We start from the raw sequence: 26675 nt of genomic DNA, 5'->3' as shown, positions 1-26675 counted from the left end.
ATGGAAGGATTGCCAGATGCCGCCGCAGATCGCCACCATTTCGGGATAGCTCACCCAGTAGGGGCGCGGGATGATGACCTCGTCGCCCGGGTTAGCGTCGCCATGAAGGCGTTGAACAGGATCTGCTTGCCGCCGGTGCCGACGATGGTCTGCTCCGGCCGGTAGTCGAGATTGTTCTCGCGCTTGAATTTTTCGCGATCGCCTCGCGCAACGGCACGATGCCGGAGACCGGCGGGTATTTCGTCTCGCCGCGGCGGATCGCCTCGATCGCCGCGTTCTTGATGTTGTCGGGCGTATCGAAGTCCGGCTCGCCGGCGCCGAGGCCGATCACGTCACGGCCGGCATTTTTCAGGGTTTCACCTCTTCCCAAAGCCATCGTCACACGGGTTTGTCGGAGGGCAAGAAAAATAGGACGTTCGCCGGCTTGGGTTCAGCAGGCCGCCATTTTTGCTTGTTAGGCTGTGAGGGCGAGCGGTTCGCGGGCGGCGGCACATAACGCGCTTGCCTTGTCGCGCGGCGCCGGCCTGCCGAAGAAATAACCCTGGAAGCGGCTGCATCCGGCCGTCCGGGCAAGCGCGAATTCCTCCGCGGTTTCGACGCCTTCCGCGACGATGGCGATGTCCTGGATGCGGGCGATCTGCGCAAGCGCAGAAACGAAGATCTGCGCCACCTGGTCGTGGGCGAGGCTGCGGATATAGGAGCGATCGATCTTGACGCTGTCGATGGGCAGCGACTTCAGGTAGTTGAAGCCGCAATGGCCGGTGCCGAAGTCGTCGAGGGCGATGTGGAAGCCGAGGCCGCGCAGTGCCTCGAGGCGCCTGAGAACCTCGGGCGTCGCGGCCGTCGCCACCGTCTCGGTGATCTCGATGATGAACTGCGACGCGGACCGGCCGGTCTCGCGCAGGACCCGGTCGCACATCGTCACGATCTCGTCGCGCTTCAGCTGCTCGCCGGAGACGTTAATCGAGATGCGCCGTCCGGGAAAATGCCCGATATCGGCGCAGGCCCGCTTGAAGACCCATTCGCCGATCATGTCGATCAGCGTCGAACGCTCGGCGATCGGGATGAATTCCGACGGCGAGATCAAGCTGCGCACGGGATGACGCCAGCGGATCAATCCTTCCAGCGCGTCGACCGAGCCGTCGGGATCGACGATCGGCTGGTAGTGCAGTTCCAATTCGCCGAGATAGATTGCGGCGCGCAGCTCGCGTTCGACCAGCCGGCGATAGCGTTTGTCAGACAGCATCTCCTCGTCGAAAACGGTGACGCGGCCGCGGCCGCCCGCCTTGCTCTCGTAGAGCGCGAGATCGGCCAGCAGCATCAATTCAGTGCCGTTCGAAGCGTGCAACGGCGCGAGCGCGACGCCCACCGAGATCGACAGGGGAATGATCTTGCCTTCATGTCTCTTGCCGGCCCGCATCGCATGCAGCAGCCGGCGGGCGTCGTTGCCGATACTGGCGACGTCGCCATGCGGAACCATGATGCCGAACTCGTCGCCGCCGAGCCGGCCGATGACGCCGCCCTCGAAGATGCGCTGCGCTTCCGCGACCAGATGCGCCAGCGCCAGATCGCCGAACTGATGGCCGAACGTGTCGTTGAGCTGCTTGAAATGATCGAGGTCGATCAAAAGCAGGCTTGCCTGGCGGCGATTGCGCGAGCCGCTCAGCCAATCACCCAACGCTTCGATGAAGTAGCGCCGGGTCATGGCGCCTGTCATGGCATCGACAGTGAGAAAGCGATGCTTCTCGGCCTCGGCGTCCGCCGCCGATTGCAGGCGCTGGACGACGTTCGAGCGCATATACATCAACACCAGAAGCGCCAATAAGGTCGAAGTCACCGACACCGCGAGCGCGCCGGCGCGGGAGGCGTTCTCCGTCAGCGCGAAAGCCGCAAGCCCGGTGGCGGCGATGCTCATCACGAGCAACGCTTGGATGCCGCGATAGATACGGCCGCTGTGATCTTTGATTGTCGCCAAGATACTCATGTCCGCGCCCCCACAGCACGCGACATGGCTAGGACCTTAGCCGTTAAGAAACGCTGAGCGTGGCTGCTGCCTGGATCTATTCCTTTGCCGCCGAGTGGAGATCGCGATTTTATGGTTAAAAAGCAACTATTTGTGACGGTTCTCTGACATTCTAATGCTGCAATCCGCCCGCTGCGCGAATGAGAAATCGAGGTTGCCGCCCGGCAACGGCTCAAAGCCAGTTGCAACGGTCTCCCGACGAGGTGAAACTACCGCGTGAGACGCCGCGCGGGGCGCTTTGTTCGAGAGGATCTGAACGATGAAGCTCATTGCGTGCGGCAGCGTGCCGACGATCATCGCGCCGGAGACATATTTCACCGGGCGGGTGCTGCAGACGCCGATCATCGAGAAAGAGGCGCCGGCGCGGCTCAGGGCGACGCTGGTCAGCTTCGAGCCCGGCGCGCGCACCCATTGGCACACGCATCCGCTTGGACAGACGCTCTATGTCACCGCCGGGGCCGGCCTGGCGCAAAGCTGGGGCGGCCCCGTGCAGGAGATCAGGGCAGGGGATGTCGTTTCCTTCGCGCCGGGCGAAAAGCACTGGCATGGCGCCGGCCGGAAAACCGCCATGACACACATCGCCATGCAGGAGGCGCTGGACGGCGTCCACGCCGACTGGCTGGAGCAGGTTTCCGAGGAGCAATATCGCAGCTGATCGGCGTCCAAGAAAAACCCGGCGCGGCGCCGGGTTTTTCTTGCTGGCCGGCCGGGCGGCCGATCAGGTCAGCGACGCGGTGAAGCGCTGGATGCGCGTGCAGGCTTCTTCCAGCAAGGCGTCCGACGTGGCGTAGGAGATGCGGAAGTTCGGTCCGAGGCCGAAGGCCGAGCCAAACACCACCGCGACACCTTCGGCCTCCAGCAGTTCGGAGCAGAAGGCCTCGTCATTGTCGATCACCTTGCCCGTCTTGGTCTTCTTGCCGATCAGCTGGGCGCAGGACGGGTAGACATAGAAGGCGCCTTCCGGCGACGGGCAGGAGATGCCGCGCGCCTGGTTGAGCATCGAGACCACGAGGTCTCGCCGGCCCTGGAAGATCGCCTTGTTCCTGGCGATGAAATCCTGCGGCCCGTTCAGCGCCTCGACCGAAGCCCATTGCGCGATGGTGCAGGCGCCCGAGGTCTGTTGACCCTGGATCATGTCCATCGCCTTGATCAGCGGCACCGGGCCGGCGGCATAGCCGATGCGCCAGCCGGTCATGGCGTAGGCTTTCGACACGCCGTTCATGGTCAGCGTGCGCTCATAGAGGTTCGGCTCGACCTCGGCGATGGTCTTGAAGACGAAATCGCCATAGGTCAGGTGCTCATACATGTCGTCGGTCAACGTCCAGACATGCGGATGCTTGAGCAGCACGTCGGCCAGCGCCCGCAGCTCGGCCTCCGTGTAGGCGGCGCCCGACGGGTTCGACGGCGAGTTCATCAGCAGCCATTTGGTCTTCGGCGTGATCGCCTTTTCCAGCACTTGCGGGGTGAGCTTGAAGCCGTTGTCGATCGAGGTGTCGGCGAACACCGACGTGCCGCCGCAGATCGCCACCATTTCGGGATAGCTCACCCAATAGGGGCGCGGGATGACGACCTCGTCGCCCGGGTTCAGCGTTGCCATGAAGGCGTTGAACAGGATCTGCTTGCCGCCAGTGCCGACGATGGTCTGCTCCGGCCGGTAGTCGAGATTGTTCTCGCGCTTGAATTTTTTCGCGATCGCCTCGCGCAGCGGCACGATGCCGGAAACCGGCGGATATTTGGTCTCGCCGCGGCGGATCGCCTCGATCGCCGCGTTCTTGATGTTGTCGGGCGTATCGAAGTCCGGCTCGCCGGCGCCGAGGCCGATCACGTCACGGCCGGCATTTTTCAGCTCGCGCGCTTTCTGCGTCACCGCGATGGTCGCGGAAGGCTTAACGCGGGAAAGGGCGTCGGCGAGAAAGGCCATGACGAAATGTCTCCTAGGAAAAGCGGCCAGGAGCGGCCGCGGCGCTTCTCATGTCGCATCATGGCGCGGAGCGCAAGCATTGTGCGATGAGCCAGAGGTCAAGGAGGCGTGACCAAAGTCAACCTGCGTGAGCGGCAACGCTAAATTCATCAACGGCCGGTAAACCCTTGGCTGGCAGGATCGCAGATCGGATTGCGACTATTCGCGGAGCGAGAAACCTTGTCGCGCAGCATCGGGCTCGCCCACATCATCCGTCATGATGACGGCACCTCGACCGGTGTCTGGGGCATCTATACGTTGCAGAGCGCGTTCCAGCCGATCTTCGCCTTCAAGGAGGGCAAGCTCTCGGTCGTCGCTTTCGAAGGGCTGATCCGGCCGTTCCGCGATGGCGAGCCGCAGTCGCCGGGGACATTTTTCGGCACCTGCCCGGCGGCCGACCGGCTGCATATCGAGGCGCTGACGCGCACGCTGCATCTTCTGAACGCCGGCGCCTGCCTGCCGCAAGAGGCCTCCATCTTCGTCAATTTCGACCCGTCGGTCTTCACCGATCGTCACATCGCCGACAAGGCCCTGCGCGACATGCGGCTGGTGCTGCACGAAGCCGGCATCGATCCGCGCCGCATCGTCTGCGAGGTCACCGAGCAGAAATCGGCTTCGCAGGAAGCGCTCTACGGTTTTGTCGAGGCGCTGAGGGCCAATGGCTTCAGTATCGCGGTGGACGACTATGGTGCCGATGATTCCGACATCAATAGGATCAAGGAACTCAAGCCAGACATCGTCAAATTCGATGCGAATTGGATCACCCATCTGATGGAGTCCGGCGCCGGCTTCGCCTTGCTGACGGCGATGGTGCAAAGTTTCGAGAATCAGGGCATCCGCACCGTCTTCGAAGGTATCGAGGAAGGCTGGCAGTTGGAGCTCGCCGAGAGGTCCGGCGCCTCCATGGTGCAGGGCTACGTGCTTGCCCGGCCGGAACTTGCCCCCACCAGCTTTCGCGTCTTCGGCAAGGGCGCGCAGCAGCCTTCGAGCGAAGACAGCAAGGCACCGGCCGCCGCAAGCCCGGCGGCCCCAACGCTGCACGGACGGCCGGCAAGGGTGTTCGGGCGCAAGGTCGCGCCATGAGCGGACAATCAGACAGGCGGCGCAACGTCGCCGAGGCGATCTTCGCCGACGAGATCGGCCTACAGTTCGGCGTCTATGGCGAGTACCGGCTGTGGAGCGCCTATCAGCCGATCTTCGCGCCGGAGGGCAGGGTGCTCAGAGCCGTCGCCGTCGAGGGGCTGATCGAGCCGCGCCGCGTCGCGCAGCCGGTAGCCGCTTCGGTCTTCTTCGGCAGCATTCCCGCGTCCGACCTTCTGTTTGTCGAAACGATGTGCCGGATGCTGCATCTCGGCAATTACCGCAACATCGGCGTCGAGGGATTGACGCTGTTCTTCAACTATAATCCGACCATCAACGATCATCTCGGACGTGCGCTCGCCGAGATCCGGCTGATGACCAGGCATCTCGGCGATCTGGAGCTTGAGCCCAGCCTGCTGGTCTGCGAGATCACCGAACAGGCAGCCGACGACCAGGTTCTTGCCAGCCTGGTGCGCGAAATGCGGCGCGACGGCATCCGCATCGCCATCGACGATTTCGGCACGGGGCATTCGACCGAAGCGCGCATCGATCTGCTTGCACCCGACATCGTCAAGATCGATGGCGCCTGGTTTGGCGAGCTCTGCCGTCATGCCGCCGCCGAACGCTTCTTCCGGCCGTTGGTGGCGATGCTGCACGAGCGCGGCGCCAAAGTGCTGGTCGAGGGCATCGAGAATGCACAGCACTTGCGCGTCGCGCTGGAGGGCGGCGTCGACCTGCTGCAAGGCTTCCATCTCGCCCGCCCGGCGCTCGCCGGCACGGTCTTCAAGGAAGAACCGCTTTCCATCGACGCTCTCATCGACGCCGGCAACAAGGTCGTGCCCCTGCATCAGCATCGCTGATGCTCGATCCAAAAGACGCATCAGCATCGCTGATGCTCGATCCAAAAGACGCATCAGCATCGCTGATGCAGAGAAAAAAAATATCAGCGCCGCTGATGGTTCTTCTTGAAAACAAATCACTGGATGGTCTCGCCTGGGCGCGTTAGAGCCGTGCTGAAATGGGCTTCAGACGACGCGCGAGGTATGTGCGATGATCCTTTACGACATGGCCGACAGCGGCAATTGCTATAAGCCGCGGCTGTTGATGGCCAAGCTCGGCATTCCTTTCACCCGGGTCGAGGTGAGCTCGCATACCGGCGAGACACGCAAACCAGACTACGTCGCCAAGAATCCGAACGCGATGGTGCCGATGCTCGAGCTCGACGACGGCAGGCGTATCGCCGAGAGCAACGCCATCCTGCTCTATCTTGCCGAAGGCACGCGCTTCCTGCCTGCTGACAAGTATGAACGCGCGCTGGCTTACCAATGGCTGTTCTTCGAGCAATACAGCCATGAGCCCTATATCGCGGTGCGCAAGGCGCTTTTGACTTTTCCGGAACGGGCGAAGGACGCCACGCCTGAACGATTGGCGCAGACGCTGGAGCGAGGCAACAAGGCGCTCGGCGTGATGAACCAGCATTTGGAGCGGAACGAATCCTTCGCCGGCAACGCCTACAGCGTCGCCGACATCGCCTTATACGCCTATACCCACACCGCCGGGATGGGCGGCTTCCAGCTCGACGCCTATCCGGCGGTCGCCGCCTGGCTGAAGCGCGTCGAGGCGGACAAGGGACATGTGCCGATCGAGTGGGTGCCTTAAGGCAGCGCCGGCGATTGGCGAAAGGCTGGGGGACAGCTTCCTTCTCCCCGTTCACGGGGAGAAGATGGCGGCAGCCAGATGAGGGGCTGCGCCGGCCTAACTAAGTCAGCCAAAATGACAGTCCTGAAACCTTGGCGCTGCCCCCTCATCGCCCTGCCGGGCACTTCTCCCCGTGAACGGGGAGAAGGAGGCAACTCGCCAAAATCCAGACAACAAAAAAGGCGGGCAATGCCCGCCTTCCTCTGCCGGTAGCCTGATCGGGAGCGTCTGGTCCGGGCCGGCAGCTATCTGCTGTTCCAGCTTGTCGGGTCTTTTCGCTCCGGCGCGCTTCTCGCGCGACCGTCAGTACATCCGTGACTTGCCGCGCGCCCCGAACCTTCGCCCGGTGCGCGCCTTACTTAGTCGCATTTTGCGCCGCTGGCCGTAAAGCCTGCCGCAAAATGCTTAAGCCAAATCAGGCTGCCTTGCTAAGAGAGCCAGCAGCGGACTTGCCGGTGCGGCGGTCCTGCTCGATCTCGAAGTTGATTTTCTGGCCTTCAGCCAGGCTCGTCATGCCAGCGCGCTCGACAGCGGAGATGTGGACGAAAACGTCCGCGCCGCCATTGTCAGGCTGGATGAAGCCGTAGCCCTTGGTGGCGTTGAACCACTTGACCGTACCAGTTGCCATATAGAATGCCCTTCACATTTGCTTTTGTTTGACCGGACCAACGTCCGGCCGGCGGTATCGAAATTTTGGAGATAGACGTCAGCAAACGCGAAGATCGCGGCCCGATCGATCGGCCAAATTCAATGCTGCGGATATAGGATAGTTTGAGCAAGAAAACAAGATGGGTTGCCTGGACGCTGCCCCGCATCCCGGATCGAGCGGAATACAAGCATGGAAGTTTTGACAGCGGTGCCGCGTTGTGGAGGGATGGGATGCTTGCCCTTCCGAGGAGAGAAGCCATGAAAGCCATTCTGCTTGCCGCCTGCTTCCTGCTGCTGGCCGCGGAAGCGCAGGCGGTGACGCGCTACGATCCGACGCGCATGAGCTGCGACCGGGTGCAGGCGACGATCGCCAGACAGGGCGCCGTCATCCTGCGCTACCAGTCGACGCGCGTGCCGGGGCTGCCGCTCTACGACCGCTATGTGCGCGACGAGCGTTTCTGCAACGCGGGCGAAGTGAGGGCACGCGCCTACGTGCCGAGCGCCGACACCCGGTCCTGCATGGTCTATGTCTGCAAGCGTCCGGATTTCGAGCGGCGTTTCCGCCGCCGGTTCCTGCAGGACTGATACGCGGCGCCTTAGAACCCGAACGAAGCCTGCGCCGCCGGCGGCGGGCCGACGCGAACGCCTTCCATGGACAGCATCCTTTCCTTGGTGGCCGAGCCGCCGGGCGCGGAGAAGCCGCCGATCTTGCCGCCGGCCGCCAGGATGCGATGGCACGGAATGACCAGCGGCACCGGATTGGCGCCTAGCGCCGCGCCCGTTTCGCGCGGAAGGCCCGCATGGCCGGCGCGCTTGGCCAGTTCGCCATAGGTGGTGGTCTCGCCGAAGCCGAGCTTGCGAGCCGCGTCGTAGATGGCGAGGCGGAAATCGTCGACGCCGTCGAGATCGACCGGCACGCTCGAGAAGTCGACGTCCTCGCCGGCCGCATAGGCCTTGATCTTGGCGATCAGATCGACCACCCAGGACGGCTGGTCTGTCGAGGCTGAGACGCCGGGGTGGCGAAGCAGCCGGCGCTCGACCGCTTCGCGGCTGCGCTCCGGCAGGCAAAGCCGGATCAGGCCCTTCTCGCTCCAGGCAATGCCCATGAAGCCGATCACTGTTTCTAACACTGCGTGGCCGGCCGTGATCTGGGATGTGGGTTTCATGGCGTATTCCTTCGGCAAAACAGCGAAAAACGAGTACATATCCAGAACAATATGGCACTTCGGCCCTGTTGTCGCCACCCGAAAACCGCCGGGTGGCCCCGATTGCCGGGTGTGAATCGCTGGTGTAAGGACTCCTTAACAACCGACAAACCGGACCCGCACGGCTTGCCAGCTAAAATCATATTCACCGCGCTCAGCGTGCTCGTAGCCGCTGCTGGTCTCAGCGGCTGTACCTCGACCTCGCAGATGAAGGCCGCGCCCGCGCTTGCGGAAGCCTCGACGCCGGCCGTCGCGGATGATACGCCGACGCTCGCGCTGCCCGAAACGGTGGCCGTGCTGCCGGAGCCTTCTGGCCTCGCGCAGGTGCAGACTGCCGCGCTGGCTGGCGATGCCGTCGCCATGGCGACCACGCCAGGGGCGCCTGCGACGCAAAGCGCATTGGCGATGCAAGGCGCGCCCGCGACGCAAGGCGCGCCTGCGACGCAAAGCGCGCTGTTGCCGCCGCCTGTCCAACCTGGCGCGCCCGCCGCGGCGTTGGCTCAGCCTGCGGCTTTCGCGGGAGCGACGCCGATGGCCGGCCAGTTTCCGCCGCCGGTGCTGACGGCCGGCGGCTCGCGGACCGGCCCTGGATCCATCAGCCGAGCGGCATCCATCAAGCAGGCAGTCTATACAACCGCAGGCGTTGCCATGCCGGTCACCGGCCAGTCGGCCAAAGTCGCCCCGATGCCCGGCGTCCAACAGGTCGCTTATGTGGTGCCGGACAACCCGGCGCTGCTTGCGGCACCCGGCCAACCCGAGCAGCACGCCAGCGGCCCGCGCGGCGAGATCGAACGGCTGATCGAGAAATATTCGGCGATTTATGAAGTGCCGATCGATCTGGTGCGCCATGTCGTCAATCGTGAAAGCACCTTCAACCCGAAAGCCTACAATCATGGACATTGGGGGCTGATGCAGATCAAGCACGCGACGGCTCGCGGCATGGGCTATGACGGACCGGCGACCGGCCTGTTCGACGCCGAAACCAACCTCAAATATGCGGTCAAGTATCTGCGCGGCGCCTGGCTGGTTTCGGGCGGCAACGCCAAGCGGGCCGACGTGCTCTACCAGACCGGCTATTACTACGACGCCAAGCGCAAAGGCCTGCTCGAGGCGACTGGCCTGGGCGTCGACCGCAAGCGGCACCGCCTGCCACCCGACGCCTGAGCGGACGGTTCCCCGCGGCGTTTCGAGACAGCGCCATGCATGAAAACACAATTGCCCGCCTGCCGGCTGCCGACGACATCCGCCTGCGCAAGCTGCTCGACGATACACTCACCGCGCCGCACTGGCCGCAGGGTTTCGTCATGCGCGCGTTCGAGTACCGGGACGCGCCAGCCTTGCACGCGCTGCTGGAAGAGGTGTTCGACGACGGCGCCGACGGGCCGTTCGACGAGTGGTGGCCGCGCATTGCCGGCGATGCGGAGTTCGATCCCGCTCTCTGCTTCCTGGCGATCGACGGCAAGGGGCTGCTGGCGGGCGCGGCGCCCTGCTGGATATCCGGTTTCGTCAAGGATCTCGCCGTCCATCCGGAATCGAGACGGCAAGGCCTCGGCGAGGCGCTGATGCGGCAGGTGTTCCTGACCTTTCGCGAGCGCGGGGCGACCCATGTCGATCTCAAGACTAATATTGTGAAGAACACCGCGGCCTTCAGGCTCTACGAGCGGCTCGGCATGATCCCGGTCGACTGGGAAGGCTGACGCGCAAAGCGCGGCGGCCCGTATTGGAGGCTCCCGGCGCGGTGTTGCAATCGCCTGCGCCCGGACATTGTGAACTCCTTCACATAGGCTGACGTTAGGGCATGCTAATTCGTCGTCGTGCCGGGCGGCCGATCGGCGGATCGACGCGGGCAAGGCGTCGGAGGAGGCTGTGCCGGCATGCGTCAGCCACTCCCAGGCGGGCTCCGGGGCGGGGGTTTCGGAGCCCGTCCGCTTTGCGTGAAGCGAGGCGGACGGAACGGCCGCCGACGCGCGAGCCACCGAGATCGGCTTCACCGACCTGCTGGCCCGGTCGGCCACGCACAACGCGGGAACCCTAAGCGGCGTCGCGCATTCAACGCAGGGGCCTTGATGAGCCGCGACCTATGCGTCGCCGGTCGCGCAGGGAGGTCCGCAATCCCGTGAAGCTCGCTTCAGCATTCCTGGCCGCCGGCATGCTGCTGGGCGCTGTTCAAGCGCGAGCCGTGGAACTGTCGATCGTGTCGGGTGATACCGGCAACGGCATCAAGGTGCTGCGCGAGATACTCGACCGTTACGAGAAAAAGAGCGGCAACAAGGTCGACATCGTCGTCATCCCGCCCTCGACCACGGACCAGTTCGGCCAATACCGGCTCTGGCTTGCCGCCGGCAGCAGCGACATCGATGTCTACCAGACCGACGTCATCTGGGCGCCGCAGCTGGCCAGCCAATTGGTCGACCTGACGGAGGCCACCAAAGATGTGGTGGGTGAGCATTTCCCGTCGATCATCCAATCGCAGACGGTCAACGGCAGGCTGATCGCGCTGCCGATCTTCACCGACGCGCCGGCGCTCTATTACCGCAAGGATCTGCTCGACAAATATGGCGCCAAGGTTCCGACCACCTGGAAGGAGCTCGCCGATACCGCGAAGCTCGTGATGAACAAGGAGCGGGCGGCCGGCAACAAGGACATCTGGGGCTTCGTCTTCCAGGGCAACGCCTATGAGGGGCTGACCTGCAACGCGCTCGAATGGGTGATGTCGAATGGCGGCGGTCGGATCATCGAGCCGGACGGTGAAATCTCCATCGACAATCCAAAGGCGGCCGCGGCGCTCGACATGGTCAAGGGCTGGATCGGCACGATCGCGCCGCCGGGCGTGCTCGCCTATCAGGAGGAAGAAACGCGCGGCGTCTGGCAGACCGGCAATGCGGTCTTCATGCGCAACTGGCCCTACGCCTATGCGCTCGGCAACAGCGAGAACTCGCCGATCAAGGGCAAGTTCGACGTGGCGCCGCTGCCCGCCGGCGAAGGCGGGCATCCCGCCGCCACGCTGGGCGGCTGGAATCTTGCGGTGTCCAGATATTCGAAACATCCAGACGAGGCGATCGAGCTGGTCAAGTTCATCGCGTCGCGCGAGATGCAGAAATACCGGACGCTGAGAACGTCCAACCTGCCGACCATCCCGGCGCTCTATGACGACGCCGACATCGCCCGGCAGCAGCCGATCGTGCCGCGCTGGAAAGGGATTTTTCTCAACGCGCAGCCAAGGCCGTCGGCAACCGCCAGGATCAAGTACAACGAGGCATCCAGCCAGTTCTGGACTGCCGTGCACGACACGATCTCCGGCCAGGGCGCCGCCGCCGACAATCTGGCCGATCTCGGCGCGAGGCTGACCAGGCTGAAAGGCAAGGGCTGGTGAGCGCGGCAAGGCGATCGCCGCTGATGCGCCGGCGCGTGCGCACGGCCTGGCTGTTCCTCGCGCCGATGCTTCTCGTGCTCGCCGCCGTCGCTGGCTGGCCGTTCCTGCGCACGGTCTATTACGGTTTCACCGATGCTTCGCTGGCGGACCTCGACGCGCGGCAATGGGTGGGCTTCGACAATTACTTTTCGGTGCTGCGCCTGCCGAGCGGCCGCCTGCTCTATGACGGGCTGCTCGTCGATCCGGTCTGGTGGCGCGCGGTGTGGAACACGGTGCGCTTTGCCCTGGTTTCGGTGGCCTGCGAGACGGTGCTGGGCATGATCGTGGCGCTTGCGCTCAACACCGAATTCCCGGGACGCGGCATCGTGCGGGCCGCCATCCTCATTCCCTGGGCGATCCCGACCATCGTCTCGGCCAAGATGTGGCAGTGGATGCTCAACGACCAGTTCGGCATCATCAATGTCGCGCTTCTCAATCTCGGCCTGATCGACACCAAGATCGCCTGGACCGCCAATGCCGATACCGCGATGATCGCCGTGCTGATCGTCGACATCTGGAAGACGACGCCGTTCATGGCGCTGCTGATCCTGGCGGCCCTGCAGATGCTGCCGCGCGAGATTCTCGAGGTGGCCAAGCTCGATGGCGCGAACCCGTGGCAGATCTTCTGGCGGGTGACCTTGCCGCTGATCCGGCCGGCGGTGATGGTGGCGGTGATCTTCCGCGCGCTCGACGCGCTGCGCATCTTCGACCTGATCTATGTGCTGACGCCGAACAATGTGCAGACCAAGTCAATGTCGATCTTCGCGCGCGAGAACCTGTTCGAGTTCGACAAGTTCGCCTATGGCTCGGCCGCCTCGACGCTGCTTTTCCTGATCATCGGCCTGCTCACCATCGCCTATATCCGCATCGGCCGGCTGAGTTTCGACGGAGGGCGCTGACATGAAGATGCTGAAGCGCGCCGGCTTCTACCTGCTGCTCCTGGCGATCGTCTTCGTCGCGGTGTTTCCGTTCTACTACGCAATCGTCACCAGCCTGAAATCGGGAACAGAGCTGTTCCAGGCAGGCCTGTGGCCGCAATCGTTCAGCCTTGCCAATTACCGCAACGTGCTGACCGAAGGTCCCTTCCTGCGCAATCTCGTCAATTCGCTGATCGTCTCCGGCGCGGTCGTCGCGGTCTCGCTGCTGCTCGGCGTCACCGCGGCCTATGCGCTGGCGCGCATTCGTTTCCGCGGGCGCTCGGCGCTGATGCTGGCCATCCTGTCGGTGTCGATGTTTCCGCAGGTCGCGGCACTTGCCGGACTGTTCGAGATCATCCGGGCGCTGCATCTCTACAATTCGCTGCTGGCGCTCATCCTGACCTACATGATCTTCACCCTGCCGTTCACGGTCTGGGTGCTCAGCACTTTCGTGCGCGACCTGCCGGTCGAGATCGAGGAGGCGGCGATCCTCGACGGCGCCGGGCCCTGGACCATCCTCACGCGCATCTTCCTGCCGCTGATGTGGCCGGCGCTCGCCACCACCGGGCTGCTTGCCTTCATCAGCGCCTGGAACGAATTCCTGTTCGCGCTCACCTTCACCTCCACCAACACGCAGCGCACCGTGCCGGTGGCGATCGCGCTTCTGTCAGGCAACTCGCAGTTCGAGATTCCGTGGGGCAACATCATGGCCGCCTCGGTGATTGTCACCGTGCCGTTGGTGGTGCTGGTGCTCGTCTTCCAGCGCAGGATTGTCTCGGGTCTCACGGCTGGCGGCGTCAAAGGCTAGATGCGACGCGAAAAAGTGACCGGAAAGCGTGTGCCGAAATGTCGGATCCGGTCGCGGCGAGCCGTCCTTGGATCGTAGAGCAACCCGCGCCGGGACGCCGGCGCCAGGAGACGATCATGATCACCTTTCCCAATGAATCCGCCAAATATCGCACCGCGCGCGAAAAATTGCTGCGCAAGGAAATCGAGCTGCGTCGCGCCATGGAAGCGGTGGCGGAGGCAAGGCGCGCTTTGCCGCCGGGTGGTTTGGTGCCGCAGGACTATGTGTTCGCCGCCCTGGACGGCGAAGGCAGGCCGGCGAAAGTCAAGCTGTCGGACCTGTTCGCGCCGGGCAAGGATACGCTGATCCTCTATCAGATGATGTTCCCGCGCCACCCGCAGGAGACGCGCGAGGTGGCGAAAGGCGGCGAGACGGCGAAGCTTGCCCGGCAGGACCAGCCATGCCCCTCCTGCACGGCCCTGCTCGACCAGTTCGACGGCGCGATCGGCCATCTCGAAGCGGCGGGCTTCAACTTCGCCGTGGTGGCGAAGACCGCGCTCGACAATCTGGTAGCGCTCGGCCGCGACCGCGGCTGGCGAAACATGCGGCTCGTCTCGTCGGCTGGCAATCCTTTCAAGCGCGACTACAATTCCGAGACGGCCGAGGGCGCGCAGATACCGCTGCTTTCGGTGTTCCACCGCGATGGTGACGGCATACGCCATTTCTGGTCGTCGGAGCTAGACTTCGCGCCATCGGACCCGGGACAGGACCCGCGCGGCATCGGCACCTGCGAGATCCTCTGGAACCTGATGGATTTCACGCCCGAAGGTCGGCCGAACTGGCACGAGCAGCTGCAATATGCCGGGCACGCCGCCGGCGCGCACTGCCACTGATGGCGACGCGGGCGCCAGGCCCGCGCCCTTCTTTTCGAGGCAACCTCTTAGGCAACCCTGGGGCCGGTGCCGCGTTGGGGAAGGCGGAGGGGCTGTTTCGGATCGGAGATCGAGATGAAAACGCTGCTGCCCCTGGTCGCTGTCGCGCTTCTTGCCGGCGCGCCCGCCGCGTTCGCCCAGTCGGACAATTCAGACGCCGTGGGACCGATGGTGACCGAGAACAAGGTCGACACCCAGACCTTCGTCGCGACGGTGCCGAATGCCAATATGTTCGAGATCGAGTCGAGCAAGCTGGCGCAAGAGAAGTCGGCGTCGGCCGACGTCAAGGCCTTCGCCGCTCAGATGGTCAAGGATCACACCAAGGCGGCCGAGGATTTCAAGACGGCGCTGAGCCAGGGCCAGACCACCGCATCGATCAAGCCGGCCGGCCCCGCGCTGCAGCCTAAGGAGCAGCAGCTGCTCGACGACTTGAAGGCTGCGAGCGGCAAGGAATTCGACGCCAAATACATCAAGATGCAAGCCGACGCGCATAAGGACGCCGTCGCGCTGTTTTCCACCTATGCCAATTCCGGCGATGACCCGGCGATGAAGGAGTTCGCCAAGAAGACGCTGCCGGTGCTCAAGATGCACGAGAAGCATGTGAAGGAACTGGCGGTGGCGCATCAGTGAGGGGGGCCTTCCCCCTTCTCCCCTTGTGGGAGAAGGTGGCCGAGCGAAGCTCGGTCGGATGAGGGGTGCTCCAGGGAATGCCGACGCCTCATTTCGCTGGAACACCCCTCATCCGTCTCGGCGCTAGCGCGCCGATCCACCTTCCCCCACAAGGGGGGAAGGAGAAGAGGCGCTGGCGTTCCCTCGCTGCCGCGATAAGCTCGCGCCAAACAAAGGGAGGACCGCCATGGACAAGGAAGTCATTGAAGTGCCCGTGATGTCGGCGAAAGTGCGCTCGCTTGGCCTGCCGTGCTCGACAGCGGTGCGGGCCAACGGTTTCGTCTTCATCTCGGCGACGCCGCCGGTCGACATGGTGACCGGCGAGATGGTGCGCGGCGACATCGAGGCCCAGACCGACGCGTCGCTGAAGGCCTTGAAACACTGCCTGGAAGCGGCCGGCACCTCGCTGGACAAGGTGGTGATGGTGCGCATCTACGCCGTCAATTCCGGCTTCTACAACGCCATCAACCGGGTCTACGCGAAGTATTTTTCGACCAACCCGCCGGCGCGGAGTTTCGTGCCGGTGGCGTCATGGCCGATGGAGTTCGATATCGAGATTGAGTGCGTGGCGGTGGCGTGAGGGGAGACTCTCCTAGCCCAATGAGCTAACGTTCGACGCACTACCACATATAGCGGTGGCCACTTAGATATGGTCTGCATATGCATCTGCGAGTCGTTGATCGCCTGTGGATATGTGTCCTTGATAAAAAAGGTCCGAGTAACTCCGCGCCAAGGATAAACTTAGCAAGGTTCGAAATTTGCAATGGCCTCACTTGACCAGCCATGGGTTGAAAATGCGGAACGCGCTCTCATTCAGGGCCTGGTTAAGTCCGAAGCGTTTCGCCGCCTTCAAGAGATTTCATTTCTGGGAGCCATCGATTATTACAATATTCACAAATCAAAGGAAAATACATGGTATTTTAGCCGTTCCGATCACACTTTTGGTGTGCTGTTCCTTGTAAAAAGGCTAATCGATAATATCGAAATTTCTAAAAAAGACAGATTGTATGCTGTTGCAGCTTGTCTTTGCCATGACCTTGGGCATAGCCCTTTTTCGCACTCCACAGAGCGGGCCTTTAAGAAAATAAATCCGGATATCAATCACAAAGTCGTGCTTGAATTTATCATGTCTGCGCCTGAGATGGGTGTTTCAGCCGTATTGTCCGAGTTTGGGCTGAGCGTAGATAGGGTTCTAGGTATAAGTGTGGGGACAGATAATGAGTTGAGTTGGATTTTTCACAATCCCATCAATGTGGATACTTTGGATGGGATGCTTCGCTTCATTGCCTCATTTCGATTGCAGTTGCCCTTCGATGTGTTAAGGGCCGTGGATTCCCTCGCGAGTCTTCGCAACGGAGACGACTTGACACCTCACGATGTGGACAACTTAGATGTGTTTTGGAATGTCAAGGCGTCCTTTTATGAACATTTTCTGAAGCGCGGCGCATATGCAAAATTTGAAGACGCTTATATCGAACTTGTTTTGGCCAAGAAAAAGAGCGTAGACTATCGCGACTATTTAAAGATTGACCGAGAGCTAGCCGAAGAGATAGGTTTGGAGCCCGAGCTTTACTTCAAGCATATAGAGCATGAAAGGGAATACGTTCCGTCAAAATTCTATATAGATAGATCCATATCTCTTAGATCAATATCTGATCTATATCTTCGATATGTAAGAAAAGGGGGGAAGGCATGAACGCATCTGATCTCGACGACAGATTTGATTATATCAAGAGGGCCTATTCTCAATCGGAGGAGCGCATCGCTAAGCTGAATGCCTTGAACGATGCTTACGCTGGGACGGGCGTCTTTTTAGTAGTGAATGGATCGCTTGCGCGTAAAGAGACTGTAGATGGATCTGATTTTGACGCTTTTGTTGTGCAAAAAAGTGGTTCGACAGCCGCTGCCAAGGAGCTTTGGCAAGCCGCGCACGATGCTGCCGGGCTGAAGAAACCCGGCTCCACCGGGATCTTTGGCGAAAATAGTGTATCCAATTACGAAGACACCCTTTATAATATAGGTGGATCTTCTGACAGTAACGAGAAAATAACTCAGAGAATGCTACTTATTTTGGAGTCGATGCCTATAGGAGATATCAATTCATACTTTGGTCTTGTTCACTCAATGCTTAGAAGATATATTTCTGACCTAATTACGGATCACCAACTTTCTTTGTTCTTGCTGAATGACATTATTAGATACTATAGAACAATATGTGTAGATTTTGAATTTAAGACCGAGGAAGATAATAAGCCATGGGGTATTCGTAATATAAAGCTTGTCTTCTCAAGAAAATTGATTTACTTCTCTGGACTGTTGATATGTGCTGAGACGGCGCAACGCAGCGCCATTCAGAAGCGAGAGATTTGTTATAATTTAATCAAGAAGACTCCGATAGAGCGGATGTTGCTCGTATTGAGAGAGGACGCCTTCGAGCCGCTAACTTACTATAGTGAGTTTTTAAAAAATATGGCTAACAAAGAGGTAAGAGAGCATCTTGAAGGAAGAGACAAAGAGGAAGTTAGAAGGAGCGAGTTATTCCGTTCGTTAAAGAATGATGGGCATCATTTTTCGATGTCGTTGCGAAGCGCATTCGTTCGGCACTATGATAGCAGTCATCCGATACATAGAGCCATTATGTTTTAGAATAGGATGCAGCACTCCGAGAGTGTAATGCAGGGACCCCGAAGTCTCACCCAAAATACTCCTGCAGCGGCCTCACCTCGAGATTCCCCGCCCTTAGCGCTGCAATCGCCTCGGCCACCGCAGCGGCCCCCGATAGCGTCGTGTAATACGGCACCTTCTGCATCAGCGTCGCGCGGCGCAGCGACTTCGAGTCCGACACCGCTTTCTGGCCGTCCGTCGTGTTGAAGACGATCTGGACCTGGCGGTTGCGGATGGCGTCCTCGATGTGGGGGCGGCCTTCCAGCACCTTGTTGATCTTTTCGGCCGTCACGCCGTTCTCGGCGAGGAAACGGGCGGTGCCGGAGGTGGCGAGGACCTTGAAGCCCTGGCCGGCGAGGCGTTTCACGGCCGGCAGGATGCCGGCCTTGTCCTCGTCGCGCACGGAGACGAAGAGCGTGCCGGAGCGTGGCAGGTCGACACCCGCTCCGAGCTGGCTCTTGGCGAAGGCCAGCGCAAAGTCGCGGTCGAGGCCCATCACCTCGCCGGTCGAGCGCATCTCCGGGCCGAGCAGGATGTCGACGCCGGGGAAGCGGGCGAAGGGGAAGACGGCTTCCTTGACCGCGATGTGGCCCGGGTTGCGCGCGTCGGGCATGGCGCCGTAATGGGCGAAGGCGTTTTCAAGCGTCTCGCCGGCCATGATGCGGGCGGCGATCTTGGCGATCGGACGCCCGATGGTCTTGGCGACGAAGGGCACGGTGCGCGAGGCGCGGGGGTTCACCTCCAGCACATAGACCGTGCCGTCCTTGATCGCATATTGCACATTCATCAGGCCGCCGACGGTGAGCGCGCGAGCCAAGGCCGCCGTCTGGCGCTCCAGCTCGTCGACGAGGTCGGCGGGCAGCGAGTGAACGGGGAGCGAGCAGGCGCTATCGCCCGAATGGATGCCGGCTTCCTCGATATGCTCCAGAATGCCGGAGACGAAAGTATCCTTGCCGTCGCACAGGCAATCGACATCGACCTCGATGGCGCCGGAGAGATAGGTGTCGAACAGCAGCGGGTTCTTGCCGAGCAGCGTGTTGATCTGGCCGGTCTTGTCGTTGGGGTATTTCTGCTTGATGTCCTCCGGCACCAGGCCGGGCACGGTGTCGAGCAGATAGGTCTGCAGCATGCCCTCGTCATGGATGATCTGCATGGCGCGGCCGCCGAGCACATAGGACGGGCGCACCACCAGCGGGAAGCCGAGCTCGCCGGCGACGAGGCGCGCCTGCTCGACCGAATAGGCGATGCCGTTCTTCGGCTGGCTGAGGTTGAGCTTATGCAAGAGCTTCTGGAAACGGTCGCGGTCCTCCGCCAGGTCGATCATGTCGGGCGAGGTGCCGAGGATCGGGATGCCGGCCTTCTCCAGCGCGTCGGCCAGCTTCAGCGGCGTCTGGCCGCCGAACTGGACGATGACGCCGACCAACTCGCCGGAGGCCTGCTCGGCGCGCAGGATCTCCAGCACGTCCTCCGCCGTCAGCGGATCGAAATAGAGCCGGTCTGAGGTGTCGTAGTCGGTCGAGACCGTCTCCGGGTTGCAGTTGACCATGATCGCTTCATAGCCGGCGTCGCGCAGCGCGAAGGCGGCATGACAGCAGCAATAGTCAAACTCGATGCCCTGGCCGATGCGGTTCGGGCCGCCGCCGAGGATGACGACCTTCTTGCGCGACGACACGCGCGCCTCGTTGGCGGGCTCGCCGACGAAGGGCACTTCATAGGTCGAGTACATATAGGCGGTCGGCGAGGCGAACTCGGCCGCGCAGGTGTCGATGCGCTTGTAGACCGGATGAACGTCGAGCTTTTGCCTTGCCTTCTGAATCGCTTCCGCGTCGGTCTTCGTCAGCGAGGCGAGGCGGGCGTCGGAAAAACCCATCGCCTTCAGCATGCGCAGATTGACGGCATCCTGCGGCAGGCCGTGCTCGCGGACGCGTTCCTCCATGGCGATGATGCCGGCGATCTGCTCGAGGAACCACGGGTCGATCTTGCACATGGCGTGCACGTCTTCCAGCGAGGTGCCCATGCGGATCGCCTGCGCCACCATGCGCAGCCGGTCCGGCGTCGGCGTGCCAAGCGCGGCACGGATCGCGTTGCGGTCGTCGGCGTGGCTTGCGGCGGTGCTCCCGTGACCAAGGCCCGGAATCTCGATCTCGTCCAATCCGGTGAGACCGGTTTCCAGTCCGCGCAAAGCCTTCTGCAGCGATTCCTGAAAAGTGCGGCCGATGGCCATCACTTCGCCCACCGACTTCATGGCAGTGGTCAGCACCGGCTCGGCGCCCGGGAATTTCTCGAAGGCAAAGCGCGGGATCTTCGTCACCACATAGTCGATGGTCGGCTCGAACGAGGCCGGCGTCGCGCCACCGGTGATATCGTTCTCCAGCTCGTCCAGCGTGTAGCCGACGGCAAGCTTGGCCGCGACCTTGGCGATCGGGAAGCCGGTGGCCTTCGAGGCAAGCGCGGAGGAGCGCGAGACGCGCGGGTTCATCTCGATGACCACCAGCCGGCCGTCGGCCGGGTTGACGGCGAACTGCACGTTGGAACCGCCGGTCTCGACACCGATCTCGCGCAGCACCGCGATCGAGGCGTTGCGCATCATCTGATATTCCTTGTCGGTTAGCGTCAGCGCCGGCGCGACGGTGATGGAATCGCCGGTATGCACGCCCATCGGATCGAGGTTCTCGATCGAGCAGATGATGATGCAATTGTCCGCCTTGTCGCGGACGACCTCCATCTCATACTCCTTCCAGCCGAGCACGCTCTCCTCGATCAGCACCTCGGTGGTGGGCGAGGCGTCGAGGCCGGACTGGACGATGTCGTAGAATTCGGCGCGGTTGTAGGCGATGCCGCCGCCGGTGCCGCCCATGGTGAAGGAGGGGCGGATGATGGCCGGCAGGCCGACATGGTCGAGCGCCTGGGCGGCGATCGCCATGGCGTGGCTGATATAGCGCTGCTTGCGATCGCCTTCGCCGAGGTTCCAGCGGGTTTCCAGCGCATCGAGCGCGGCGTCGAGGTTTTCGGGGTGTTCGGCCTTCAGCGCGGCGCGCTCGGCCTCATGCGTCTTGCGGTCGGCGTTCTTGACGTCGGTGGCGTTGGCAAGCATCGACTTCGGCGTCTCCAGCCCGATCTTGCTCATCGCCTCGCGGAACAGCGCGCGATCCTCGGCCTTGTCGATGGCTGCCGCGTCGGCGCCGATCATCTCTACCTGATAGCGCTCGAGCACGCCCATGCGGCGCAGCGACAGCGCGGTGTTGAGCGCGGTCTGGCCGCCCATGGTCGGCAGCAGCGCGTCCGGCCGCTCCTTGGCGATGATCTTGGCCACCACTTCGGGCGTGATCGGCTCGATATAGGTGGCGTCGGCCAGCTCCGGATCGGTCATGATGGTGGCCGGATTGGAGTTGACCAGGATGACGCGGAAGCCCTCTTCCTTCAGCGCCTTGCAGGCCTGGGTGCCGGAATAGTCGAACTCGCAAGCCTGGCCGATGACGATGGGGCCGGCCCCGATGATCAGGATCGACTTGATGTCGGTGCGTCTTGGCATGTCTACGGGTTCCGTTCGGCGAGCAGCTTGCACGAAAAACCGGGCGGGAAGGACCCGGCCGGTTGTGCTTGCGATTCTGGTATCAGGCTAGGAGGGCCTTATAGGGAAGAGTTTTGGCGGATGTAACCCCGAAAATGAGGGAGTAGGGGAGTAGGGAGTAGGGAGTAGGGCAGTAGGGCAGTAGGGCAGTAGGGCAGTAGGGCAGTAGGGCAGTAGGGGCTCTCTTCCCTACTGCCCTACTGCCTTATTCCCCTGTATCAGTACCCAACGCCAGTGCGTCCGTGATCTCGAAGCGCTCGGAAACGCCAATGCGGATCATGTTGAGGCTGCCTTCGCGGGTGAAACGGAATTCGTCGGAGGAGTCGGAGCCGGCGGGCTTGCCGTCGCGGAAATTGATGAGGCGGGTGCCGCCGTCCGGCCAGGTCACGGTCACGACGCTGTCGCCGCCCTCATGCGCGACACTGATTTCGCAGCGGGTCATCGGCTGGCCGACATGGCGGGCGCAGGGGATGCCGCTGGCATCGGGGGCAGGGGCATCGGCCTGAGAGGTTGCCGAGGCCGCGAAGGCGAGGGCGTAGGCATCCCGCATGGCGATTACGCTGATATCGATTGCCGTTGGCGGAGCGGCTGGCTCGCTGCGGCCCAGGCGCGCCGCAATGTCCGGCTGCGGTTCTTCGGAAGACTCGGGCGCGTTGGCTTCCCCTGGCAGGTTTGCATCCGTCGCCGGCGCGGCGGCATCTTCAGGCGCCGGCGCAGGGTTGTTGGGGCTGAGATAGCGGGCGGGCGCCCAACCGACGATATGCGCGTCCTGCGTATCCTCGACCTTGCACCAGGGATAGCCGTTGACGACGTTGCAGCCGAAATTCTTGACGGCCGTGCCGTTGGGCAGCCGCGCCGCCACCTTTCCACTCGGCGAAGCGGTGACGCGGATATTGAGGAGATCGTCCGGCGCCAGGCCGCCGATAATCGAAACGATGGGTCCCGGCGCATCCTGGGCCATGGCCGGCAGGGCCGCCGCCAGCAATGGAGCGACGAAGAGCAGCGTCGATGGGAGCCTAACCCTGCGCTTCATGCATAGGCTCCGCTCGATCGGGATATGAACTCCGCTCAATCCTCATAAATCCGGTCCGCAGCGCGTGTGCCCATTCCGGCCGTCCCGCCTGTTCGGCCTGCTTTGCGGCGGCTTCATGGTCGTAGTCCACCGCGATCGCCTGGAAGCGGTCGGCGCGGCCGGGCACGTCCAGCTCGACGATGCCGTAGCGGGCATGCGGCGAGCCTTGCTCGGAGACATGCGCCGGCGGCGTGTCATCGACATAGGCGGGGCAGCCGACGCTGCCGGGGTTGAAGATGACCGGACCGTCGGGGATGCGGATCAGCTCGTTGCGATGGCTGTGGCCGCACAGCACCAGGCGGCAGGCCGGATCGAGCGGCTTCAGCCGGCGCCTGATCGCGGCGAGCGGCGCGCGCACCAACTGGCCGTCGACAATGGCGTCGGAAAGATATTTTTCGTCATGGTCCGGCCGGGCGTGGAAGGCTATGACGCCGGGCACGATCTCCAATGTGAGCGGCAGGGCGAGCAACGCCGCGCGCTGCGGCGCGGTCAACCGCTCCTGGGCGTAGCGGTCGGACGGCCACATGGCTTCATCGGCCACGTCCTGGGCGACGCGGCGGTCGTGATTGCCGCGCACCGTCGCCAGATTGAGCGCCTGCAGCCGTTCCATCGTCTGGCGCGGCCAGAGCGGGCCAGACACGCAGTCGCCGAGATTGACGATGATGTCGGCGCCGCCTCGCTGGTTCAGATCGTCGAGCACAGAGTCCAAGGCGAGCACGTTGCCGTGGATGTCGGCCACTACTGCGATGCGCATGAGAGCTCCATGACAGGCAATTTCGTCAGCGCCGCAATCAGGCCTCGAGTTCCATCTCGGAGGTGCCGACCGCCGGCAGATCCTTGTCGCCGTCAGCCGCGGCGATCACGCTGTCGAGCAGGCCGGGAAAGCGCTTGTCGAGGTCGTCGCGGCGCAGCGTTATAAGCCGGCTGGTGCCGGCAGCCTCGCTGCGGGTGACGCCAGCCTCGCGCAGCTTGGCGAGGTGGTAGCTGAGATTGGTCTTGGAGGCGAGGTCGAGGAACTTGCTGCAGTTCATCGGCACGCCTTCCTTGCGAGCCAGATAGCGGACAATGGCAAGCCGGGTCGGGTCGCCGAGCACGGCGAGCACGATCGGCAGGCTGATCTGGTCGGCGGTTGGATGGGGCAGGCTCATGGCCCAGAATTAAGCACAAACGGCACGAACTTCAACGCGGCTTCCTTTTCTGCCGACAGACATAGCCTCTTCCTTTCGGCCCGTCCTGACACAGGGCTGTCAGCAGGGTTCAGCTATTTTATCCCGGCTCGGTTGACATCATGCCCCGCTATGTCCAATTGTTCAATAACTTTTGAACTAAGGACAGCTTCCATGGACAAGCGGATCTTCTGGCTTGCGCTCGGATCGTTCGCGATCTCGACCGAAGGCTTCGTCATCTCCAGCCTTCTTCCCGACATCGCCACTGACGCCGGCATCTCCGTGCCGCTCGCCGGCTCGCTGATCACCGCCTTCGCGCTCGCCTATGCGTTCGGCGCGCCGGTGCTGGCGACGCTGACCGGCGAATGGGACCGGCGGCGCGTCATCTTGTGGACGCTGGTGTTCTTCGTCCTTGGCAATGTTGCTGCCGCGCTCAGTTCCTCCTTCGAGGTGCTTTTGATCGCCCGCATCGTCATGGCGCTGTCGTCGGGCCTGTTCGCAGCGACCGCGCAAGGCACGGCAGTGGCACTGGTCGACGACCACCACCGGGCGCGCGCCATCGCCGTCGTCGTCGGCGGCACCACTGTGGCGGTTGCCGTCGGCGCGCCGCTCGGCGCGCTGGTAGCGGCCATTGCCGGCTGGCGCGGCACTTTCTTCGCCATTGCCGGGCTCGGCGCGCTGGCCGGTGCGATCCTGTGGTACCGGTTGCCGCGCGGCATCGTCGGCACCAAGCTGCCGCTGAGGGCGCGGCTGGCGGCGGCAGTGCGGCCCGGCGTGATGCCGATCCTGCTGACCACGGTGCTGGCGCTGATCGGAGCCTTCACGGTCTTTGCCTTCATCGCGCCCTTGGCCATAGAAGGCGGCGGGCTCTCCCCGATCGCACTGCCGGGCATGCTGCTCGCCTTCGGCGTCGGCGCCGTCATCGGAAACATCGCCGGCGGGCAGGCCGCCGACCGCTTCGGCGCCACCCGAACCGTCGCCTGGTCGCTGGCGCTCTCCGCCGCGATGCTCGCCACCTTCTCGGTGATCCCGACCTTCTTGCCGCATCATATCGCCGGGCCGGCGCTGATGGGTATGATGGTGCCGTGGGGCATCGTCGGCTGGGCCTTCCCGCCGGCGCAGGCGAGCCGCATCATCAAGCTGGCGCCCGACGCTGCGCCGATCGTGCTGTCGCTCAACGCCTCGGCGCTCTATCTGGGCGTCGCCATGGGCGCGGTGGTCGGCGCCGCGGTGCTGCGCTTCGGCGCTCCGGCCGATCTCGGCCTGATCGCCGCGGTGTTCCCGATCGTCGGGCTGGGCGTCGTGCTCGCCGGCCGGGTGTTCGCCCGGCCAGTGGCGATGCCGGCCGAGTAACGGTTTCAAAGCCTGATCGGCGGCCGCTTCTTCAGAGCGAATGAGCGACCGTCGGCATTTCCAGATCGAGATCAGCCACCGCGTCCAGCGCCGCACGCAGCTTTGCCGCCTGCTCCGCACCAACCTTTTTCTCGAACTGCCGCTGCGCGACGCTCCACAGCTTGAGCGCCTCGTCGAGCTTGGCCTGTCCTCGCGGCGTCAGCCGCACGCGCTTGACGCGGCGGTCGTCCTTGTCGGGGAAGGTCTGGACATAGCCGTCGCGGATCAGCGGCTTCAGCGTATGGCCGAGCGCGGACAGATCCATGATCAGCGCTTCGGCGATGGTGCCCATTGCCGGCTCGTCGCTGATGTGGATCTGAAAGAGCAGCCCGAACTGCGTGCTCTTCAGGCCCGAAGGCGCCAGCGCGTCGTCGTAGAAGCGGCCGAGACTGCGCGCGGCACGGCGCAGCGTGGCGTTGTTGCAGTCGCTGAATCCGGGCTTGTGAGCTTCGGTCATGATCACTCCTCGCCGGCGCGTCGACGCGCCAGCCTGCCGCAGAAATAGTTTTCGCCGCCGCCGTTGACAAGATAGTGGCATATACCTACTTCGCCGAAAGTGGCATATGCCACTAAGTCGGATCAGAAGCCCGGCAGATGATCGGATGGTCGGCGCTGGGCCAAGCGAAGCAAACAAAGGAACAGGACAATGAGCACGAAGGACAATAAAGGCACGGCCGTCATCACTGGCGCCTCGTCGGGCATAGGCGCGGTCTATGCAGACCGGCTGGCAGGGCAGGGATACGATCTGGTGCTGGTGGCGCGGCGCGCCGACCGGCTGCGGGAGTTGGCGGACAAGCTGGCCTATGCCTATGGCCGCAAGGTCGAGACGATCATCGCCGACCTTGCGGTCGATGCCGATTTGCGCCGCGTCGAGCAGGCGGTGGCGGCGGATGACAGCGTGACGCTGTTGGTCAACAATGCCGGCGTGGGTGGCCTGGAGACGATCGCCGACGCCGACGCCGACGCGGCCGAGCGCATGATCAAGGTCAATGTCGTGGCGCTGACCCGGCTGACCCGCGCGGTGCTGCCCGGCCTGCTTGCGCGCAATCGCGGCGGGATCATCAACATCGCCTCGGTCGTTGCCTATGGCATCGCCGTCGGCGGTATTTACAGCGGCACCAAGGCCTATGTCGCCAACTTCACGGAAGCGCTGCAGAAGGAAGTCGCCGGCACCAATGTGAAAGTCCAGTCCGTCGTGCCCGGACCGGTCCGCACCGAGTTGTGGGACGTCTCCGGAATCAGCCTTGACGGGATCAATCCGGACTGGATCATGAGCGCCGACGATCTGGTCGACGCGGCGCTTGCCGGGTTCGCTCAGGGCGAGACCGTCACCGCGCCCGGCCTTGCCGATGCGGCTGGGCTGGCCACCTATCTCGGTGCCCGGAACCAGTTCTTCGGGAGCCTGTTCTCCGGCAAGCCGGCGGCGCGCTACGCGGTCTGAGAACTAGGTTCCTCGCCCCCACGGAGTGGGGGAGAGGT

Annotated in this window: 27 protein-coding genes and 1 pseudogene; 18 read left to right on the top strand and 10 right to left on the bottom strand. The window is 63.0% G+C overall.

Features of this window, described 5'->3' with window-relative positions; all coding sequences use genetic code 11:
- Positions 1 to 18 precede the first annotated feature (18 nt).
- Positions 19 to 376 (bottom strand): annotated as a pseudogene (locus tag FJ423_RS01415) (aminotransferase class I/II-fold pyridoxal phosphate-dependent enzyme); the annotation flags it as partial.
- A 78-nt stretch (positions 377 to 454) separates the two neighbouring features.
- Positions 455 to 1984 carry a GGDEF domain-containing phosphodiesterase gene (locus FJ423_RS01410; protein WP_140838568.1) on the bottom strand — a complete coding sequence of 510 codons (1530 nt, stop codon included), beginning with the start codon at positions 1982 to 1984 and terminating at the stop codon, positions 455 to 457.
- Between the two features lie 298 nt (positions 1985 to 2282).
- On the opposite strand from FJ423_RS01410, the gene FJ423_RS01405 reads away from it, so the two are divergent.
- Positions 2283 to 2678: a cupin domain-containing protein gene (locus FJ423_RS01405; protein WP_140838566.1), complete on the top strand. Its 396-nt coding sequence runs from the start codon at positions 2283 to 2285 to the stop codon at positions 2676 to 2678.
- 63 nt (positions 2679 to 2741) lie between these two features.
- Here FJ423_RS01405 and FJ423_RS01400 read toward each other — a convergent pair whose 3' ends face one another.
- The gene (locus tag FJ423_RS01400) at positions 2742 to 3944 is read right to left on the bottom strand and encodes a pyridoxal phosphate-dependent aminotransferase (protein ID WP_140838564.1); all 1203 of its coding nucleotides are present in this window, start codon (positions 3942 to 3944) and stop codon (positions 2742 to 2744) included.
- 219 nt (positions 3945 to 4163) lie between these two features.
- Here FJ423_RS01400 and FJ423_RS01395 point away from each other — a divergent pair, with 219 nt between their 5' ends.
- The 4 genes from FJ423_RS01395 to FJ423_RS01385 are packed head-to-tail and all read left to right on the top strand — an operon-like array spanning position 4164 to position 6722.
- Entirely contained in the window at positions 4164 to 5066 is a 903-nt protein-coding gene (locus FJ423_RS01395) for an EAL domain-containing protein (protein WP_140838562.1), read from the top strand.
- Positions 5063 to 5923, top strand: coding sequence for an EAL domain-containing protein (locus FJ423_RS01390; RefSeq protein WP_140838560.1), 861 nt, complete (start codon positions 5063 to 5065; stop codon positions 5921 to 5923). Before FJ423_RS01395 ends, FJ423_RS01390 begins: the two co-directional genes overlap by 4 nt.
- On the top strand, positions 5923 to 6069 hold the full coding sequence (locus tag FJ423_RS33435) for a hypothetical protein (protein WP_181174691.1): 147 nt from the start codon (positions 5923 to 5925) through the stop codon (positions 6067 to 6069). Before FJ423_RS01390 ends, FJ423_RS33435 begins: the two co-directional genes overlap by 1 nt.
- Positions 6070 to 6113: 44 nt before the next feature.
- The gene (locus tag FJ423_RS01385) at positions 6114 to 6722 is read left to right on the top strand and encodes a glutathione S-transferase family protein (protein WP_140838558.1); all 609 of its coding nucleotides are present in this window, start codon (positions 6114 to 6116) and stop codon (positions 6720 to 6722) included.
- A 454-nt stretch (positions 6723 to 7176) separates the two neighbouring features.
- Here FJ423_RS01385 and FJ423_RS01380 read toward each other — a convergent pair whose 3' ends face one another.
- Positions 7177 to 7389 carry a cold-shock protein gene (locus FJ423_RS01380; protein WP_027168154.1) on the bottom strand — a complete coding sequence of 71 codons (213 nt, stop codon included), beginning with the start codon at positions 7387 to 7389 and terminating at the stop codon, positions 7177 to 7179.
- Positions 7390 to 7667: 278 nt separating this feature from the next.
- Between FJ423_RS01380 and FJ423_RS01375 the strand changes: the two genes are divergently transcribed.
- Positions 7668 to 7994, top strand: a complete 327-nt coding sequence (locus FJ423_RS01375; RefSeq protein ID WP_140838556.1) for a hypothetical protein — start codon at positions 7668 to 7670, stop codon at positions 7992 to 7994.
- A gap of 11 nt (positions 7995 to 8005) precedes the next feature.
- Here the strand turns inward: FJ423_RS01375 and FJ423_RS01370 are convergent, their stop codons facing one another.
- Entirely contained in the window at positions 8006 to 8575 is a 570-nt protein-coding gene (locus tag FJ423_RS01370; RefSeq protein WP_140838554.1) for a methylated-DNA--[protein]-cysteine S-methyltransferase, read from the bottom strand.
- A 165-nt stretch (positions 8576 to 8740) separates the two neighbouring features.
- Here FJ423_RS01370 and FJ423_RS01365 point away from each other — a divergent pair, with 165 nt between their 5' ends.
- The 10 genes from FJ423_RS01365 (at position 8741) to FJ423_RS01320 (ending at position 17977) form a co-directional block, all read left to right on the top strand.
- Entirely contained in the window at positions 8741 to 9778 is a 1038-nt protein-coding gene (locus tag FJ423_RS01365) for a lytic transglycosylase domain-containing protein (RefSeq protein ID WP_140838552.1), read from the top strand.
- A gap of 35 nt (positions 9779 to 9813) precedes the next feature.
- Positions 9814 to 10311 (top strand): N-acetyltransferase, encoded by a 498-nt coding sequence (locus FJ423_RS01360; protein WP_140838550.1) that lies wholly within the window; start codon positions 9814 to 9816, stop codon positions 10309 to 10311.
- 452 nt (positions 10312 to 10763) lie between these two features.
- Positions 10764 to 11987 carry an ABC transporter substrate-binding protein gene (locus FJ423_RS01355; protein WP_246680061.1) on the top strand — a complete coding sequence of 408 codons (1224 nt, stop codon included), beginning with the start codon at positions 10764 to 10766 and terminating at the stop codon, positions 11985 to 11987.
- A gap of 23 nt (positions 11988 to 12010) precedes the next feature.
- The gene (locus FJ423_RS01350) at positions 12011 to 12925 is read left to right on the top strand and encodes a sugar ABC transporter permease (RefSeq protein ID WP_140838842.1); all 915 of its coding nucleotides are present in this window, start codon (positions 12011 to 12013) and stop codon (positions 12923 to 12925) included.
- A 1-nt stretch (position 12926) separates the two neighbouring features.
- On the top strand, positions 12927 to 13751 hold the full coding sequence (locus FJ423_RS01345) for a carbohydrate ABC transporter permease (RefSeq protein WP_140838546.1): 825 nt from the start codon (positions 12927 to 12929) through the stop codon (positions 13749 to 13751).
- A gap of 116 nt (positions 13752 to 13867) precedes the next feature.
- Positions 13868 to 14623: a DUF899 family protein gene (locus FJ423_RS01340; RefSeq protein ID WP_140838544.1), complete on the top strand. Its 756-nt coding sequence runs from the start codon at positions 13868 to 13870 to the stop codon at positions 14621 to 14623.
- A 114-nt stretch (positions 14624 to 14737) separates the two neighbouring features.
- Positions 14738 to 15292 (top strand): DUF4142 domain-containing protein, encoded by a 555-nt coding sequence (locus FJ423_RS01335; protein WP_140838542.1) that lies wholly within the window; start codon positions 14738 to 14740, stop codon positions 15290 to 15292.
- A 226-nt stretch (positions 15293 to 15518) separates the two neighbouring features.
- Positions 15519 to 15911: a RidA family protein gene (locus FJ423_RS01330; protein ID WP_140838540.1), complete on the top strand. Its 393-nt coding sequence runs from the start codon at positions 15519 to 15521 to the stop codon at positions 15909 to 15911.
- Positions 15912 to 16094: 183 nt separating this feature from the next.
- Positions 16095 to 17027, top strand: a complete 933-nt coding sequence (locus FJ423_RS01325) for an HD domain-containing protein (protein WP_140838538.1) — start codon at positions 16095 to 16097, stop codon at positions 17025 to 17027.
- Positions 17024 to 17977: a hypothetical protein gene (locus FJ423_RS01320; RefSeq protein ID WP_140838536.1), complete on the top strand. Its 954-nt coding sequence runs from the start codon at positions 17024 to 17026 to the stop codon at positions 17975 to 17977. Before FJ423_RS01325 ends, FJ423_RS01320 begins: the two co-directional genes overlap by 4 nt.
- A gap of 46 nt (positions 17978 to 18023) precedes the next feature.
- On the opposite strand, the gene carB is transcribed toward FJ423_RS01320, so the two are convergent.
- The 4 genes from carB to FJ423_RS01300 form a co-directional block, all read right to left on the bottom strand.
- Entirely contained in the window at positions 18024 to 21527 is a 3504-nt protein-coding gene (carB, locus tag FJ423_RS01315; protein ID WP_140838534.1) for a carbamoyl-phosphate synthase large subunit, read from the bottom strand.
- 244 nt (positions 21528 to 21771) lie between these two features.
- The gene (locus FJ423_RS01310; RefSeq protein ID WP_140838532.1) at positions 21772 to 22599 is read right to left on the bottom strand and encodes an SH3 domain-containing protein; all 828 of its coding nucleotides are present in this window, start codon (positions 22597 to 22599) and stop codon (positions 21772 to 21774) included.
- Positions 22583 to 23392, bottom strand: coding sequence for a metallophosphoesterase family protein (locus FJ423_RS01305; RefSeq protein WP_140838530.1), 810 nt, complete (start codon positions 23390 to 23392; stop codon positions 22583 to 22585). Before FJ423_RS01305 ends, FJ423_RS01310 begins: the two co-directional genes overlap by 17 nt.
- 37 nt (positions 23393 to 23429) lie before the next feature.
- The gene (locus FJ423_RS01300) at positions 23430 to 23786 is read right to left on the bottom strand and encodes a helix-turn-helix transcriptional regulator (RefSeq protein ID WP_140838528.1); all 357 of its coding nucleotides are present in this window, start codon (positions 23784 to 23786) and stop codon (positions 23430 to 23432) included.
- A 192-nt stretch (positions 23787 to 23978) separates the two neighbouring features.
- On the opposite strand from FJ423_RS01300, the gene FJ423_RS01295 reads away from it, so the two are divergent.
- Positions 23979 to 25157, top strand: coding sequence for an MFS transporter (locus tag FJ423_RS01295; protein ID WP_140838526.1), 1179 nt, complete (start codon positions 23979 to 23981; stop codon positions 25155 to 25157).
- 31 nt (positions 25158 to 25188) lie between these two features.
- Here the strand turns inward: FJ423_RS01295 and FJ423_RS01290 are convergent, their stop codons facing one another.
- The gene (locus tag FJ423_RS01290) at positions 25189 to 25653 is read right to left on the bottom strand and encodes a MarR family winged helix-turn-helix transcriptional regulator (RefSeq protein ID WP_095766733.1); all 465 of its coding nucleotides are present in this window, start codon (positions 25651 to 25653) and stop codon (positions 25189 to 25191) included.
- Positions 25654 to 25842: 189 nt separating this feature from the next.
- Here FJ423_RS01290 and FJ423_RS01285 point away from each other — a divergent pair, with 189 nt between their 5' ends.
- Positions 25843 to 26637: an SDR family oxidoreductase gene (locus FJ423_RS01285; protein ID WP_140838524.1), complete on the top strand. Its 795-nt coding sequence runs from the start codon at positions 25843 to 25845 to the stop codon at positions 26635 to 26637.
- The last annotated feature ends 38 nt before the right edge of the window (positions 26638 to 26675 follow it).

The sequence above is a fragment of the Mesorhizobium sp. B2-8-9 genome (assembly GCF_006439475.1).
Classification (GTDB): domain Bacteria; phylum Pseudomonadota; class Alphaproteobacteria; order Rhizobiales; family Rhizobiaceae; genus Mesorhizobium.
The sequence above is the reverse complement of the archived record's forward strand: the minus strand, read 5'-3'. Positions and strand labels throughout refer to the sequence as shown.

Bases quoted from the DNA above. Each gene is read 5' to 3' on its own strand.
- FJ423_RS01370 (WP_140838554.1), bottom strand. From the start codon at position 8,575: ATGAAACCCACATCCCAGATCACGGCCGGCCACGCAGTGTTAGAAACA.
- FJ423_RS01385 (WP_140838558.1), top strand. From the start codon at position 6,114: ATGATCCTTTACGACATGGCCGACAGCGGCAATTGCTATAAGCCGCGG.
- FJ423_RS01290 (WP_095766733.1), bottom strand. From the start codon at position 25,653: ATGACCGAAGCTCACAAGCCCGGATTCAGCGACTGCAACAACGCCACG.
- FJ423_RS33435 (WP_181174691.1), top strand. From the start codon at position 5,923: ATGCTCGATCCAAAAGACGCATCAGCATCGCTGATGCTCGATCCAAAA.
- FJ423_RS01380 (WP_027168154.1), bottom strand. From the start codon at position 7,389: ATGGCAACTGGTACGGTCAAGTGGTTCAACGCCACCAAGGGCTACGGC.
- FJ423_RS01320 (WP_140838536.1), top strand. From the start codon at position 17,024: ATGAACGCATCTGATCTCGACGACAGATTTGATTATATCAAGAGGGCC.
- FJ423_RS01340 (WP_140838544.1), top strand. From the start codon at position 13,868: ATGATCACCTTTCCCAATGAATCCGCCAAATATCGCACCGCGCGCGAA.
- FJ423_RS01375 (WP_140838556.1), top strand. From the start codon at position 7,668: ATGAAAGCCATTCTGCTTGCCGCCTGCTTCCTGCTGCTGGCCGCGGAA.
- FJ423_RS01295 (WP_140838526.1), top strand. From the start codon at position 23,979: ATGGACAAGCGGATCTTCTGGCTTGCGCTCGGATCGTTCGCGATCTCG.
- FJ423_RS01345 (WP_140838546.1), top strand. From the start codon at position 12,927: ATGAAGATGCTGAAGCGCGCCGGCTTCTACCTGCTGCTCCTGGCGATC.
- FJ423_RS01360 (WP_140838550.1), top strand. From the start codon at position 9,814: ATGCATGAAAACACAATTGCCCGCCTGCCGGCTGCCGACGACATCCGC.
- FJ423_RS01400 (WP_140838564.1), bottom strand. From the start codon at position 3,944: ATGGCCTTTCTCGCCGACGCCCTTTCCCGCGTTAAGCCTTCCGCGACC.
- FJ423_RS01335 (WP_140838542.1), top strand. From the start codon at position 14,738: ATGAAAACGCTGCTGCCCCTGGTCGCTGTCGCGCTTCTTGCCGGCGCG.
- FJ423_RS01330 (WP_140838540.1), top strand. From the start codon at position 15,519: ATGGACAAGGAAGTCATTGAAGTGCCCGTGATGTCGGCGAAAGTGCGC.
- FJ423_RS01405 (WP_140838566.1), top strand. From the start codon at position 2,283: ATGAAGCTCATTGCGTGCGGCAGCGTGCCGACGATCATCGCGCCGGAG.
- FJ423_RS01355 (WP_246680061.1), top strand. From the start codon at position 10,764: ATGCTGCTGGGCGCTGTTCAAGCGCGAGCCGTGGAACTGTCGATCGTG.
- FJ423_RS01350 (WP_140838842.1), top strand. From the start codon at position 12,011: ATGCGCCGGCGCGTGCGCACGGCCTGGCTGTTCCTCGCGCCGATGCTT.
- carB (WP_140838534.1), bottom strand. From the start codon at position 21,527: ATGCCAAGACGCACCGACATCAAGTCGATCCTGATCATCGGGGCCGGC.
- FJ423_RS01325 (WP_140838538.1), top strand. From the start codon at position 16,095: ATGGCCTCACTTGACCAGCCATGGGTTGAAAATGCGGAACGCGCTCTC.
- FJ423_RS01390 (WP_140838560.1), top strand. From the start codon at position 5,063: ATGAGCGGACAATCAGACAGGCGGCGCAACGTCGCCGAGGCGATCTTC.
- FJ423_RS01305 (WP_140838530.1), bottom strand. From the start codon at position 23,392: ATGCGCATCGCAGTAGTGGCCGACATCCACGGCAACGTGCTCGCCTTG.
- FJ423_RS01410 (WP_140838568.1), bottom strand. From the start codon at position 1,984: ATGAGTATCTTGGCGACAATCAAAGATCACAGCGGCCGTATCTATCGC.
- FJ423_RS01300 (WP_140838528.1), bottom strand. From the start codon at position 23,786: ATGAGCCTGCCCCATCCAACCGCCGACCAGATCAGCCTGCCGATCGTG.
- FJ423_RS01285 (WP_140838524.1), top strand. From the start codon at position 25,843: ATGAGCACGAAGGACAATAAAGGCACGGCCGTCATCACTGGCGCCTCG.
- FJ423_RS01310 (WP_140838532.1), bottom strand. From the start codon at position 22,599: ATGAAGCGCAGGGTTAGGCTCCCATCGACGCTGCTCTTCGTCGCTCCA.